14 protein-coding genes are annotated in these 12,499 nt (G+C 70.0%); 3 read left to right on the forward strand and 11 right to left on the reverse strand.

Annotated elements, in window-relative coordinates; all coding sequences use genetic code 11:
- Positions 1 to 102: 102 nt before the first annotated feature.
- Complete coding sequence (locus ACG04Q_RS23920; RefSeq protein WP_394514093.1) at positions 103 to 1,467, forward strand: NAD(P)/FAD-dependent oxidoreductase; 1,365 nt, start codon at positions 103 to 105, stop codon at positions 1,465 to 1,467.
- Here the strand turns inward: ACG04Q_RS23920 and ACG04Q_RS23925 are convergent.
- From ACG04Q_RS23925 to ACG04Q_RS23965, 9 genes are read right to left on the reverse strand one after another with little or no spacing between them, the layout of a single operon-like run.
- Complete coding sequence (locus tag ACG04Q_RS23925) at positions 1,409 to 1,702, reverse strand: hypothetical protein (protein ID WP_394514095.1); 294 nt, start codon at positions 1,700 to 1,702, stop codon at positions 1,409 to 1,411. The genes ACG04Q_RS23920 and ACG04Q_RS23925 overlap by 59 nt on opposite strands.
- Positions 1,699 to 1,965, reverse strand: coding sequence for a hypothetical protein (locus ACG04Q_RS23930; RefSeq protein ID WP_394514096.1), 267 nt, complete (start codon positions 1,963 to 1,965; stop codon positions 1,699 to 1,701). Before ACG04Q_RS23930 ends, ACG04Q_RS23925 begins: the two co-directional genes overlap by 4 nt.
- Positions 1,966 to 1,981: 16 nt before the next feature.
- A complete protein-coding gene (ccoG, locus tag ACG04Q_RS23935) occupies positions 1,982 to 3,412 on the reverse strand; it encodes a cytochrome c oxidase accessory protein CcoG (RefSeq protein WP_394514098.1) in 1,431 nt (476 codons plus the stop codon).
- A 3-nt stretch (positions 3,413 to 3,415) separates the two neighbouring features.
- Positions 3,416 to 4,333: a cytochrome-c oxidase, cbb3-type subunit III gene (gene ccoP / locus ACG04Q_RS23940; RefSeq protein ID WP_394514099.1), complete on the reverse strand. Its 918-nt coding sequence runs from the start codon at positions 4,331 to 4,333 to the stop codon at positions 3,416 to 3,418.
- Positions 4,330 to 4,461 carry a cbb3-type cytochrome oxidase subunit 3 gene (locus ACG04Q_RS23945; RefSeq protein ID WP_394514101.1) on the reverse strand — a complete coding sequence of 44 codons (132 nt, stop codon included), beginning with the start codon at positions 4,459 to 4,461 and terminating at the stop codon, positions 4,330 to 4,332. The genes ccoP and ACG04Q_RS23945 overlap by 4 nt, the downstream gene beginning before the upstream one ends.
- A gap of 12 nt (positions 4,462 to 4,473) precedes the next feature.
- Positions 4,474 to 5,097 (reverse strand): cytochrome-c oxidase, cbb3-type subunit II, encoded by a 624-nt coding sequence (gene ccoO / locus ACG04Q_RS23950; RefSeq protein WP_394514103.1) that lies wholly within the window; start codon positions 5,095 to 5,097, stop codon positions 4,474 to 4,476.
- A 9-nt stretch (positions 5,098 to 5,106) separates the two neighbouring features.
- The gene (gene ccoN, locus ACG04Q_RS23955) at positions 5,107 to 6,555 is read right to left on the reverse strand and encodes a cytochrome-c oxidase, cbb3-type subunit I (RefSeq protein WP_394514105.1); all 1,449 of its coding nucleotides are present in this window, start codon (positions 6,553 to 6,555) and stop codon (positions 5,107 to 5,109) included.
- Positions 6,556 to 6,601: 46 nt separating this feature from the next.
- On the reverse strand, positions 6,602 to 6,751 hold the full coding sequence (gene ccoS / locus ACG04Q_RS23960) for a cbb3-type cytochrome oxidase assembly protein CcoS (protein WP_394514106.1): 150 nt from the start codon (positions 6,749 to 6,751) through the stop codon (positions 6,602 to 6,604).
- A gap of 4 nt (positions 6,752 to 6,755) precedes the next feature.
- On the reverse strand, positions 6,756 to 8,960 hold the full coding sequence (locus ACG04Q_RS23965) for a heavy metal translocating P-type ATPase (protein WP_394514108.1): 2,205 nt from the start codon (positions 8,958 to 8,960) through the stop codon (positions 6,756 to 6,758).
- A gap of 126 nt (positions 8,961 to 9,086) precedes the next feature.
- Here ACG04Q_RS23965 and ACG04Q_RS23970 point away from each other — a divergent pair, with 126 nt between their 5' ends.
- Positions 9,087 to 9,527, forward strand: a complete 441-nt coding sequence (locus tag ACG04Q_RS23970) for a cupin domain-containing protein (RefSeq protein ID WP_394514110.1) — start codon at positions 9,087 to 9,089, stop codon at positions 9,525 to 9,527.
- Positions 9,528 to 9,692: 165 nt separating this feature from the next.
- Here ACG04Q_RS23970 and ACG04Q_RS23975 read toward each other — a convergent pair whose 3' ends face one another.
- Complete coding sequence (locus tag ACG04Q_RS23975; RefSeq protein WP_394514112.1) at positions 9,693 to 10,406, reverse strand: glutathione S-transferase family protein; 714 nt, start codon at positions 10,404 to 10,406, stop codon at positions 9,693 to 9,695.
- Between the two features lie 96 nt (positions 10,407 to 10,502).
- Between ACG04Q_RS23975 and ACG04Q_RS23980 the strand changes: the two genes are divergently transcribed.
- Entirely contained in the window at positions 10,503 to 11,714 is a 1,212-nt protein-coding gene (locus tag ACG04Q_RS23980; RefSeq protein ID WP_394514113.1) for a polyhydroxyalkanoate depolymerase, read from the forward strand.
- A 177-nt stretch (positions 11,715 to 11,891) separates the two neighbouring features.
- Here the strand turns inward: ACG04Q_RS23980 and ACG04Q_RS23985 are convergent, their stop codons facing one another.
- The gene (locus tag ACG04Q_RS23985) at positions 11,892 to 12,473 is read right to left on the reverse strand and encodes a superoxide dismutase (RefSeq protein WP_394514114.1); all 582 of its coding nucleotides are present in this window, start codon (positions 12,471 to 12,473) and stop codon (positions 11,892 to 11,894) included.
- Positions 12,474 to 12,499: the final 26 nt, after the last annotated feature.

The raw sequence follows: 12,499 nt of genomic DNA on the forward strand, positions 1-12,499 counted from the left end.
CGTCAGCGGTTGCATCACGATGCAACCGGCCTGCCACGATCCGAAAGCTGCACCATGCTGCACCGCACAAAATGAAGCAGAAGCCGGCGTAGGATGGGGTTCATGCGTCCACAGATCCTGATCATCGGCTGCGGTTTCGGCGGCCTGGAGGCGGCCCGCGCCTTTTCCGGTTCACGCGGTGCCGATGTCGACATCACCGTCGTCGACAAGACCAACCACCACCTGTTCCAGCCGCTGCTGTACCAGGTGGCCACGGCGGGTCTGTCGGCGCCGTCCATCGCGGCCCCCATCCGGCACCTGTTCCGGCGCCAGCCCAACGTGACGACGCTGCTGGGCGAGGTTGTCGCCATCGACGCGCAGGCGCGCACCGCGACGCTGAAGGACGGCGCGCTGCTGCGCTGGGACCACCTCATCGTCGCCGCCGGCGCCACGCACAGCTATTTCGGCCGGGACGACTGGGCACCCTACGCGCCCGGGCTGAAGACGCTGGACGACGCGTTCGAGATCCGCCGCCGCGTGCTGATGGCGTTCGAGGCCGCCGAACTCGAGGACGACGCCGCGAAGCGTGCCGCGCTGCTGCAGTTCGTCGTCGTCGGCGGCGGGCCCACCGGCGTGGAGCTGGCCGGCACCTTCGCCGAAATCGCGCGGCACACGCTGCCGGGCGAGTTCCGCCGCATCGACCCGCGCCAGGCGCGCATCCTGCTCGTCGAGGGCGGCCCGCGTGTGCTGGCGGCCATGCCCGAAGCCCTGAGCGAGCGCGCCCGCGAGCAGCTGTCCGCGCTGGGCGTGGACGTGCGCCTGGGCGCGCGCGTGACCGGCATCGATGCCGACGGGCTGGACGTGACGACCGCTGCCGGCGCGGAGCGGCTGCACAGCCGCTGCGTCGTGTGGGCGGCCGGCGTGGCCGCGTCGCCGTTGGGCCGCGCGCTGGCCGAGGCCACCGGCTGCACGCTGGACCGCGCCGGCCGTGTCGTCGTGGAGCCCGACCTGAGCCTGCCAGGCCACCCGCGCATCCAGGTCATCGGCGACCTGGCCGCCGCGCAGAGCCACAAGCCGGGGCACCCGCCGCGGCCGGTGCCGGGCGTGTCACCCGGCGCGAAGCAGATGGGCCGCTGTGCCGCCGCCAACATCCGCCGCCAGCTGCGCGGCGAGGCCACGCAGGCCTTCCGCTATGCCGACTACGGCAACCTCGCCACCATCGGCCGCAACAGCGCCGTGGTGGACCTCGGCTCGCCGGCCGGGCCGCTGCGCTTCTCGGGCTATTTCGCGTGGCTGTTCTGGCTGTTCGCGCACGTGTACTTCCTGATCGGCTACCGCAACCGCTTCGTCGTGCTGCTGGACTGGGCCTGGGCCTACTGGACCTATGACCGCGGCGCGCGCGTCGTCGCCAACGCCGCGCTGCCGGCGCTCAGCGAGGCCAGCCCGGCGAGCGCTTCTCGGCCCGCCCCGCGTCCGCCGGCTGGCTGACCAGCAGCAGCGTCAGGCTGGCGCCCAGTGCGACGACGCCCCAGAAGATCAGGAAGCTGACGGTGTAGACCGCCTGTGCCGACAGCTCGACGGGCACGGCGCCGAACCAGCGCAGCTCCAGCGGGTCCACCACCGAGAACACCAGCGCCTCCAGCACGCCGGCCGCCAAGAAGGACGACCAGGCCACCGCCATCGCGAAGCGCGCGACGCGCGAGGGGCCGGGCGCGCCTGTCACCGCGCGGCTCCCGGCGCGCCGGTGGCGGCGTGGTTGCGGCCCACCATCGCCGGCACGTCACCGGCGCGGGCGCGCATGTCGGCGGGCTCGACGTCATCGGCGGCCTGCTGCGACTTGGCGCGCAGGTCCAGCGGCGGGTCGGGGTGGCGGATGGCCAGCGCCAGCGTGAAGAAGCTGGCGATGACGACGGCGATGGGACCGCCCGCCACCAGCCAGACCATGGGTTCCCGCCAGGCGGGTTGGGAAGGGGAAGCAGCAGGCATCGATCTCTCCTGGGGTTCAGCGCGGCAGCACGAAGGTGGACTTCTCGATGACGGTCTCCGGGTGCTCGCCGTCACGGGTGATGCGCCAGTGCATGGGGTGGGCGCCGGGCTTGGTCTGCGCGGCCACCTCGGGCGGCAGGCGCAGCGCCACGGCCACCCAGCGCGCCTCGGCCGGGCCCAGCTCCACGGTGCGGGCCTGGCTCAGCATCAGGCCGGGCAGCCCCTCGGCCTCGAAGCGGTAACGCTGCGGCGACTCGGTCGCGTTCATGACCTGCAGCCGGTAGACGTTCTCGATCCAGCCGTCCTCCACCAGCCGGGCCAGCGAGGCGCGGTCGCGCACGACGTCGACGCGGAAGGAATGCCGCGACGCGATATTCCACAGCAGCGCCGAGCAGATGGCCAGCAGCACGGCGCTGTAGATCAGCACGCGCGGCCGCAGCACGCGGCGCCAGCGCTGGCCACGCGTGAGCCGCTGCTCCAGGCCGTTCTCGGTGTCGTAGCGGATCAGGCCGTGGGCCGTGCCCATCTTGTCCATGACGCCGTTGCAGACGTCGATGCAGGCCGCGCAGCCGATGCACTCGTACTGCAGGCCGTTGCGGATGTCGATGCCCGTGGGGCAGACCTGCACGCACAGGCCGCAGTCGATGCAGTCGCCGATGGCGGCGGCGCGATCCTCGCCCTTCTTGCGCTTGGCGTTGTTGCCGCGCGGCTCGCCGCGCACGGGGTCGTAGCTGACGATCAGCGTGTCACGGTCGAACATCGCGCTCTGGAAGCGCGCGTACGGGCACATGTACTTGCAGACCTGCTCGCGCATGTAGCCGGCATTGCCGTAGGTGGCAAAGCCGTAGAACAGCACCCAGAACGTCTCCCACGGGCCCAGGCCCAGGGCCAGCACCTCGGCACCCAGCGTGTGGATGGGCGTGAAGTAGCCGACGAAGGTGAAGCCCGTCCACAGCCCGAGCGCAACCCACACCGCCTGCTTGGCCGTCTTGCGCCAGAGCTTGTTGAAGCTCCACGGCGCCTTGTCCAGCCGCAGCCGCGCGTTGCGGTCGCCCTCGAACCAGTGTTCGACGCGCATGAAGATCTCGGTGTAGACCGTCTGCGGGCAGGCGTAGCCGCACCACAGCCGTCCCGCCACGGCCGTGAACAGGAACAGCCCGAAGGCCGAGATCATCAGCAGGGCCGTGAGGTACACGAAGTCCTGCGGATACAGCACCAGGCCGAAGACGTAGAAGCGGCGGGCTTCCAGGTCGAACAGCACGGCCTGGCGCTCGCCCCAGTCCAGCCAGGGCAGACCGTAGAACACCAGCTGCGTCAGGGCCACGAAGGCCCAGCGCCAGCGCGTGTAGAACCCGTCCACCGCCCGGGGGTGGATCTTGTCTTCCGAGCGGTAGAGGCGGATGACCTGGGCGGCGTCACCCCGGCCTGGGACTGCGGGACCGGTCATGGATCAGGGCGTGGCAGCGACGTTCTGCGACTGCGACAGGCTCCACACATAGGTCGCCAGCACGCGGATCTGCTCGGCCGTGAGCCGCTCGCCGTGGGCCGGCATCACGTTGTGCTTGCCGTTGTTGACCATGGCCATGATGGCCTCCTCGCCCCAGCCGTGCAGCCAGATCTTGTCGCTGAGGTTGGGCGCGCCCAGCGCCGGGTTGCCCTTGCCGCCCATGCCGTGGCAGGCCGCACAGGCGGCGAACTTCGGTTTGCCCAGCTGCGCGTACAGCGGGTTGTGCGGGCTGCCCGACAGCGACAGCACGTAGTGGGCGACGTTGCGCACATCCTCGCTGCTGCCCACGGCCGGCGCCATGACGGGCATGTTGCCCTCGCGGCCCTTGGTGATGGTCTCGGTGATGGTCTCGACGCTGCCGCCCCACAGCCAGTCACTGTCGGTCAGGTTGGGGAAGCCCTTGGAGCCCTTGGCGTCGGCGCCGTGGCACTGAGCGCAGTTGTTGGCGAACAGGCGCTCGCCGATGGCGTGGGCCTGCGGGTCCTTGGCCAGTTGCTCGGGCGCCATGTTCGCGAAGCCGGCGTAGACGGGCGCCATCGCAGCGCGCGTCTGGGCGACCTCGGCGGCATGCTCGTCCAGGCTGGTCCAGCCCAGCGTGCCCTTGGCGCTGCCCAGGCCAGGGTACAGCGCCAGATAGGCGCCGGCGAACACGATGGTCAGCACGAACAGGCCCATCCACCACAGCGGCAGCGGGTTGTTCAGTTCGCGCAGGTCCTCGTCCCAGACGTGGCCCGTGGTGTTGTCGGCGGCGGACGGCTGGCGGCGGCTGGCGATGATCAGCAGCACGCCGCAGGCCAGCAGGCCCAGCACCGTGGCGGCCGCGACGAAGATCGACCAGCCGGAGCTGAAGAAGTCACTCATTGCTCGCCTCCCTCAAAGGGCAGCGCGGCGGCGGCCTCGAAGCGGCCCCGCCAGGCCCAGACGACGATGCCCACGAAAACAGCCAGCGACACGACGGTCACGGCGATGCGGAGTTCGTTGATGCCCATGATGCGGGCTCCTTACTTGTTCGCGGTGCCAAGCACCTGCAGATAGGCGACCAGCGCGTCCAGCTCGGTCTTGCCGGTCACGTCCTGCGAGGACGCCTGGATGTCGGCGTCGGTGTAGGGCACGCCCAGCGTGCGCATGGCCTTCAGGCGCACGGGCATGCCGGCGGCGTCCACCGGGTTCTGCGCCAGCCACGGGTAGGCGGGCATGTTGGACTCGGGCACCACGTCACGCGGGTTGTTCAGGTGGATGCGGTGCCAGTCGTCGCTGTAGCGGCCGCCCACGCGGTGCAGGTCGGGGCCGGTGCGCTTGCTGCCCCACTGGAACGGGTGGTCGTAGACGAACTCGCCCGCGGTGGAGTACTTGCCGTAACGCAGCGTCTCGGCGGCAAGCGGCCGCACCATCTGCGAGTGGCAGTTGTAGCAACCCTCGCGCAGGTAGACGTCGCGGCCAGCCAGCTGCAGCGCCGTGTAGGGCTTCAGGCCGGGGGCGGCCTGCGTGGTGGAGCGCTGGAAGAAAAGCGGCACGATCTCGACGATGCCGCCGACCAGCACGGTCAGCAGCACCAGCACGATCATCAGCAGGTTGCTGGTCTCGATGCGCTGGTGGCCGCTCACGGCTTCGGGTTGGGTACTCATGTTCTCTCCTCAGGCGTGGGCCAGCGTGGGGGCGGGAATGCGCACGGGTGTGGCGCTGCCGGCCTGCACGGTCTTGATGACGTTCCAGGCCATGACCAGCATGCCGCCCAGGTACAGCAGGCCACCGGCCAGGCGGATCACGTAGAACGGCCAGGTCGCCTTGACGCTCTCGACGAAGGTGTAGACCAGCGTGCCGTCGGGGTTCACCGCGCGCCACATCAGACCCTGCATGACGCCGGCGATCCACATCGCGGCGATGTAGAGCACGATGCCCAGCGTCGCGATCCAGAAGTGCAGCTCGATGGCGCTCTTGGAGTACATCTGCGTGCGGCCGAACATGCGCGGGATGAGGTGGTACAGGCAGCCCATGGACACCAGCCCCACCCACCCCAGCGCCCCGCTGTGCACGTGACCCACCGTCCAGTCGGTGTAGTGCGACAGCGAGTTCACCGTCTTGATGGACATCATGGGGCCCTCGAAGGTCGACATGCCGTAGAACGACAGCGACACGATGAGGAACTTCAGGATGGGGTCGTCACGCAGCTTGTGCCAGGCGCCCGACAGCGTCATGACGCCGTTGATCATGCCGCCCCAGCTCGGCGCCAGCAGCACCAGGCTGAAGATCATGCCGATGCTCTGCGCCCAGTCGGGCAGCGCGGTGTAGTGCAGGTGGTGCGGGCCCGCCCACATGTAGGTGAAGATCAGCGCCCAGAAGTGGACGATGGACAGGCGGTAGCTGTAGACCGGGCGCTCGGCCTGCTTGGGGATGTAGTAGTACATCATCCCGAGGAAGCCAGCCGTGAGGAAGAAGCCCACGGCGTTATGGCCGTACCACCACTGCACCATCGCGTCCTGCACGCCGGCGTAGGCGGAGTAGCTCTTCAGCGCGCCCACCGGGATCTCGGCGCTGTTGACGATGTGCAGCAGCGCGACCGCGATGATGAACGCGCCGAAGAACCAGTTGGCCACGTAGATGTGCCGGATCTTGCGCGTGCCCACCGTGCCGAAGAACACGATGGCGTAGGCCACCCAGACCACGGCGATCAGGATGTCGATGGGCCATTCCAGTTCGGCGTATTCCTTGCCGGTCGTGTAGCCCAGCGGCAGCGTGATGGCCGCGGCGAGGATGACCAGTTGCCAGCCCCAGAACGTGAACCAGCCCAGCTTGGGCAGGAACAGCTTGGTCTGCCCCGTGCGCTGCACGACGTGGTAGCTCGTGGCGAACAGCGTGCAGCCGCCGAACGCGAAGATGACCGCGTTGGTGTGCAGCGGCCGCAGGCGGCCGTAGCTCAGCCACGGGATGCCCAGGTTCAGTTCGGGCCAGGCCAGCTGGGCGGCGATCACCACCCCCACCAGCATGCCCACCACGCCCCAGAGAACGGCGGCCAGCGCAAACGCGCGTACCGGCCCGTCCTCGTAGTTCACCCCTGGTGTTGCCAGGGTCTTCTCGTTCGCCATCGCGACTCCTTCAGTCTGATGCAAACGATTCTTCGTGGGGAGGGCCTCAGGGGGCTTGATCCTCGTCAAGCAGGATGCGATTGCCCTCGCCTTCGAGCTCGTCGAGTTGCCCGGAGTTCACGGCCCAGCCGAACACGGCCAGGATGATGAGCACCAGCACGACCGAGAAGGGGATCAGCAGGTAGAGGATGTCCATGGGGTCAGCCGCGGGCGAGCCGCTGCGCGTTGAGCACGACCAGCAGCGAACTCGCCGCCATGCCGATGCCGGCGGCCAGCGGCGGCAGCAGGCCCGCCAGCGCCAGCGGCACGCAGGCCAGGTTGTAGAGCGCCGCCCAGGCCAGGTTCTGGCGCAGCACGCGCCGGGTCTTGCGCGCCAGTGCCAGCGCCTGCGGCACGGCCGTCAGCCGGTTGGAGACGAGCAGCGCATCCGCTGCGCCGCGCGCCAGCATGGCGCCCTGCCCCATCGCGATGCGCACGTCCGCCGCGGCCAGCACCGGCGCGTCGTTGATGCCGTCGCCCACCATCAGCACCCGCTCGCCGCGGCCCTGCCAGTCGCGCACGGCGGCCAGCTTGGTCTCGGGCGTGGCGCCGGCCTGCCAGTGCGCGATCTCCAGCCGCGCGGCCATGTTCGACACGGCGGCCGGCTGGTCGCCCGACAGCAGGCGCACGCGCCGGCCCTGCGCCTTCAACGCCTGCACGGCCTCGGCCGCGTCGACACGCGGCGCCTCGGCGAGGTCCAGCCACAGCACGCAGTCGCCACAGCCGAAGGCCAGCCGCGCGGCCGGGTCTGGCGCGGTGCTGACCCAGCCCGGCGCACCCAGGCGCCACAGCTGGCCGGTGGCGTCACGCGCCTCCACGCCGCGGCCGGCCACCTCGCGCACGTCATGCCAGGCACCGGCCGGCGCGCCGTCGGCCAGCGCCTGCGCGTGCGGATGGCGCGACAGCGCGGCCAGGCTGCGGGCCACGGCCAGCAGCGCGTCGGCGTCGGCACCCTGCGCCCAGTGGCGGCGCAGCAGCAGCCGGTCCTCGCTGAGCGTGCCGGTCTTGTCGAAGACGACGGTGTCCACCTGGCACAACCGCTCCAGCGCCGACAGGTCGGCCAGCAGCAGCCCCCGCCGGGCCAGCGCGCCGCTGGCCGTCAGCCACGCGGCCGGCGCGGCCAGCGTCAGCGCGCACGGGCAGGTGACGATGAGCACCGCCACGGCCACCGCGACGGCGCGGGACGGCTCGATCCACCACCACGCCAGCCCGGCGCCCAGCGCCAGCAGCAGCACGACGGCCGTGAAGCCGGCGGCCACGCGGTCCAGCACGCCGCTGGCCAGCGGCCGCTGGCTCTGCGCCTGCTGCATCAGCCGCACGATGCCCTGCGCCGTCGTGTCGGCGCCCACGCGCTGCACGGCCACCACCAGCGGTCCGTCCAGATTGATGCTGCCGGCCACCACCGCGTCGCCCACGGCCTTGGCCACCGGCGCGGACTCGCCCGTCAGCAGCGCCTCGTTGACGAAGCCCTGGCCGGCGAGCACGGCGCCGTCCGCCGCGAAGGCCTCGCCCGCGGCGACGCGGATGCGGTCGCCCACGCACAGCGCCTCGGGCGGCACGCGCTCGCTGCCGCCATCGTCCAGCAGCCGTTCGGCCACGGTGGGCAGCGCGCCGGCCACGGCCTCCAGCGCCTCGGCGGCGCGGTGGCGCGCGCCGAGCTCGAACCAGCGCGCCAGCAGCAGCAGCGCGACGAACATCGTCAGCGAGTCGAAATAGACCTCGTGGCCCAGCGGCCCCTGCGGGTCGAACAGCGCCCCGGTGCTGGCGACGAAGGTCACCGCGATGCCCAGCGCCACCGGCACGTCCATGCCCAGCCGCCCGGCGCGCAGCTGCCGCCAGGCGCCGCTGAAGAACGGCCCGGCGGCGAACGCCATGACCGGCAGCGTCATCACCCAGCTGCCCCAGCGCAGCAGCTGGGCCAGGTCGGCCGACAGCTCGCCTGCCTCGGCCACGTAGGCCGGCGTGGCCATCATCATGACCTGCATCATCAGGAAGCCAGCCACGAACAGCCGCCACAGCGCCTGGCGCTTCTCGCGTCGGCGCAGTTCTCGCGCCGGTGCGGCGACGTCCGGGCTGGCGCGGTAGCCGATGGACTGCAGCGCGGCCAGCACGTCCGCCAGCGCCAGCTGTGCCGGCCGCCAGCGCAGCGCCAGCCGCGCCGACGCCGGGTTCACGCTGGCGCCGGCCACGCCGGGCAGCTTGAGCAAGGCCGCCTCGATGAGCCCCGAGCAGGCCGCGCAATGCATGCCGGCCACCTGGAACTGCGACAGCGCCACGCCGCCCGGGCCGTCGGGCCAGGTCGTGAAGGGGGCAAGCGCCTGCGCGCTCGCGTCGGCGGCGTGCAGGCCTGGGGGAGAAGCGCTCACGCCGGCACTCTAGGCAGGCCACGGCTGGCGCGCGCTGATCTGCATCAAGCCAGCAGCACCGGCCGGCGCCGGGAATGCGTCTTGCATGCCCCGGGCCCACCTTCCCGCATTCCAGGAGGCCTTGCCATGTCGGATCTTTCAGACCCTCTCGGCGCTGCGACCACGCAGTTCTCTCACGTGAAGCCCGGCGACACGCCCTGGCGCAGCGACGGGCTGCGGGACTTCTTCCTGTACCGCGACCTCGGCGTGGCCGCGGCCACCGGCGGGCGCGTCATCGCGCACCTTGTGAAGGCGAACATGGCCCCCGAAAAGGGCACCGGATGGCACCGCCATGAGGCGGATTTCCAGATCGTGCTGATGACCAAGGGCTGGGCCAAGTTCATGTACGAGGACAAGGTCACGCTGGTGGAGGCCGGTGACTGCGTACACCAGCGCCCGGGCATCGTGCACTACCTGTTCGACTACTCGCCGGACATGGAGTACCTGGAGATCGTGTCGCCGGCGGACTTCAAGTCGATTGACGCGCCGGCACCCTGCGACGTACCCAGCCCCACCCCTTGGGCTTGATCGAGGGGAAACGCGCGAACGTTTGATACGGACCGGCGCCGGGCCGCCCCAAGCCGGCCCGTAGGCGATGTGCTTGCGGCTCAACGCCGCAAGCATCGCCATCCCCTCGGGGGATCGACCAGGCTTGCCCGCGTTCAGCGCGGCAAGACTGGGCGAGGGGCACCTTCAAAAATCCATGTCCAGCAGCTCGATTTCTTCGGGCTCCTGCTTCGCGTCGGCGATCCACGCCTGCATCTCCGGCATCGCCAGGATGGTGTCGCAGTAGGCGGCGCAGGCGGGCGGCAGCGCAACGTCGTAGGTCTTGAAGCGCGTCGTCACGGGCGCGAAGAACGCATCGGCCGCGCCGCGCTGCCTGCCGAACAGGAAGGGCCCGCCGTAGGTGGCCAGGCAGTCGCTCCAGATGTCGACGATGCGCTCGATGTCGGGCCTGGCGCCGGCCCAGATCTTGTGCCGCGGGAAATGGCCCTTCAGGTTCATGGGCAGCGCCGAGCGCAGGTTGGCGAAGCCCGAGTTCATCTCGCCGCAGATGGCCCGGGCATGCGCACGCGCCGCGCGGTCCGCGGGCCACAGGCCGGCCTTGGGAAAGGTCTCGTTCAGGTACTCGGCGATGGCCATGTTGTTCCACACCGTGACGCCCTCATGGCGCAGGCAGGGCACGCGGATGGACGGCGCGAGCAGCAGCAGTTCCTTGCGCGCGTCTTCGTCGTCGGGCGACACCATCATTTCCTCGAAGGCCAGCCCCGCGAAGCGCGCGAGCAACCAACCGCGCAGCGACCAGGAAGAGTAGTTCTTGCTGCTCAGCGTCAGCGTCGCGGCAGGCGCGACAGGTCGGGCGGTCTTTCGGGCCGGGGCCTTCTTCGTCGGCGTGGCAACGGGCATGGGGCGTCTCCTGTCGGTCATGCACCTGTTCGACGCAAGCGCCATGCCACGTTGGCGCGCTCCTTGCGACGGCCGGGGCATCACTCCGGAGACGCCATGTACACCGCCTACCAAGCCCACACCGACCTGCTGTGGCCGCTGCGCGAGGCCACGCGGCTGTCGCTGCCGCTGCTGCAGGACCCGCATGTCGTCCAACACAGCTGGTGGGCGCGGCCGGCCGCCGCGGCGGGCCAGGTGTTCGAGCTGGCGCAGGTCACGCACGCACGGCCCGACTGGCGCATCACGGAGGTGGTGAGCGGCGGCGAGCGCTGGCCCGTCGTCGAGGAGGCCGCGCTGGCGACGCCGTTCGCAACGCTGCTGCGCTTCGCCAAGCCCGGCGCGCCGGCGCAACCCAAGGTGCTGGTGGTGGCGCCCATGTCCGGCCACTTCGCGACGTTGCTGCGCGAGACGGTGCGCACGCTGCTGCAGGACCACGACGTCTACGTGACCGACTGGCTCAACGTGCGCGACGTGCCGCTGGCCGCGGGCCGATTCGGGCTGGACGAGTACACGCAGCACCTCATCGACTTCCTGGCCCACATGGGCCCCAACAGCAACGTCGTGGCCGTCTGCCAGCCCTGCGTCAGCGCGCTGGCCGCCGTGGCGCTGATGGCCGAGGACGACCACCCCGCCACGCCCGCCAGCCTCACGCTGATGGCCGGCCCTATCGACTGCCGCGTCAGCCCCACGGCCGTCAACGAACTGGCCACCAGCAAGCCGATTGGCTGGTTCCGGAAGAACCTCATCAGCGTGGTGCCCTGGCGCCACCGCGGCGCGGGGCGGCGCGTCTACCCGGGCTTCGTGCAGCTGTCGGCCTTCATGAGCATGAACAAGGACCGCCACGCCAACGCGTTCAAGGACTACTACAAGCACCTCGTCGCCGGCGAGTTCGACAAGGCGCAGATCACACGCACTTTCTACGAGGAATACATGGCGGTGGCCGACCTGTCGGCCGACTTCTACCTGGAGACGGTGGAGCGCGTGTTCCAGACCTTCGACCTGCCGCGCGGCGAACTGAGGTTCAAGGGCCGCAAGGTCAATCCGGCGGCCATCCGCCGCACCGCGCTGCTGACCATCGAGGGCGAGCGCGACGACATCTGCTCGGTGGGCCAGACATTGGCCGCGCAAGAGCTGGCCAGCAGCCTGAAGCTTTACATGCGCACCCACTACATCCAGCCCAACGTGGGCCACTACGGCGTGTTCAGCGGGCGGCGCTGGCAGCACCAGGTCTATCCGCTGGTGCGCCATGTGATTCAGGTGTCGCAATGAAAGAAGCCGGCTCGATGCCGGCTTCTTTCAGGGTTTCGGGCCGAGCGCCGGGCCGCCCCAAGCCAGCCCGCGCTGGCGATGTGCAAGCGGCTCGATGCCGCTTGGATCGCCGTCCCCTCGGAGGACCGACCAGACTCGCCGCGTTCAGCGGGCGAGACTGGGCGAGGGGCCTCTGTTTCAGGCGAAGTTGGCTTCGGCGAACTGCCAGTTCACGAGGTTCGACAGGAACGTCTCGACAAACTTGGGGCGCAGGTTGCGGTAGTCGATGTAGTACGCGTGTTCCCACACGTCCACGGTCAGCAGCGCCTTGTCGGCGGTGGTCAGCGGCGTGCCGGCGGCACCGGTGTTGACGATGTCGACCGAGCCGTCGGCCTTCTTGACGAGCCAGGTCCAGCCGGAACCGAAGTTGCCGACGGCGCTCTTCACGAAGGCTTCCTTGAAGGCGGCGTAGCTGCCCCACTTGGCGTTGATGGCGTCAGCCAGCGCGCCGGTCGGCTCGCCACCGCCTTGCGGCTTCATGCAGTTCCAGAAGAAGGTGTGGTTCCAGATCTGAGCGGCGTTGTTGTAGATGCCGCCGCTGGAGGTCTTGACGATCTCTTCGAGCGTCTTGCTCTCGAACTCCGTGCCCTTCTGCAGATTGTTCAGGTTCACGACGTAGGCGTTGTGGTGCTTGCCGTGGTGGAACTCCAGCGTTTCCTTGCTGTAGTGCGGAGCCAGCGAGTCGATGGGGTAAGGCAGCGGGGGCAGCGTGTGTTCCATGGAGTGAACCTCTGTGTGTTGGGGGG

This window comes from Pelomonas lactea (assembly GCF_043555885.1).
Taxonomy (GTDB): Bacteria; Pseudomonadota; Gammaproteobacteria; order Burkholderiales; family Burkholderiaceae_C; genus Pelomonas; species Pelomonas lactea.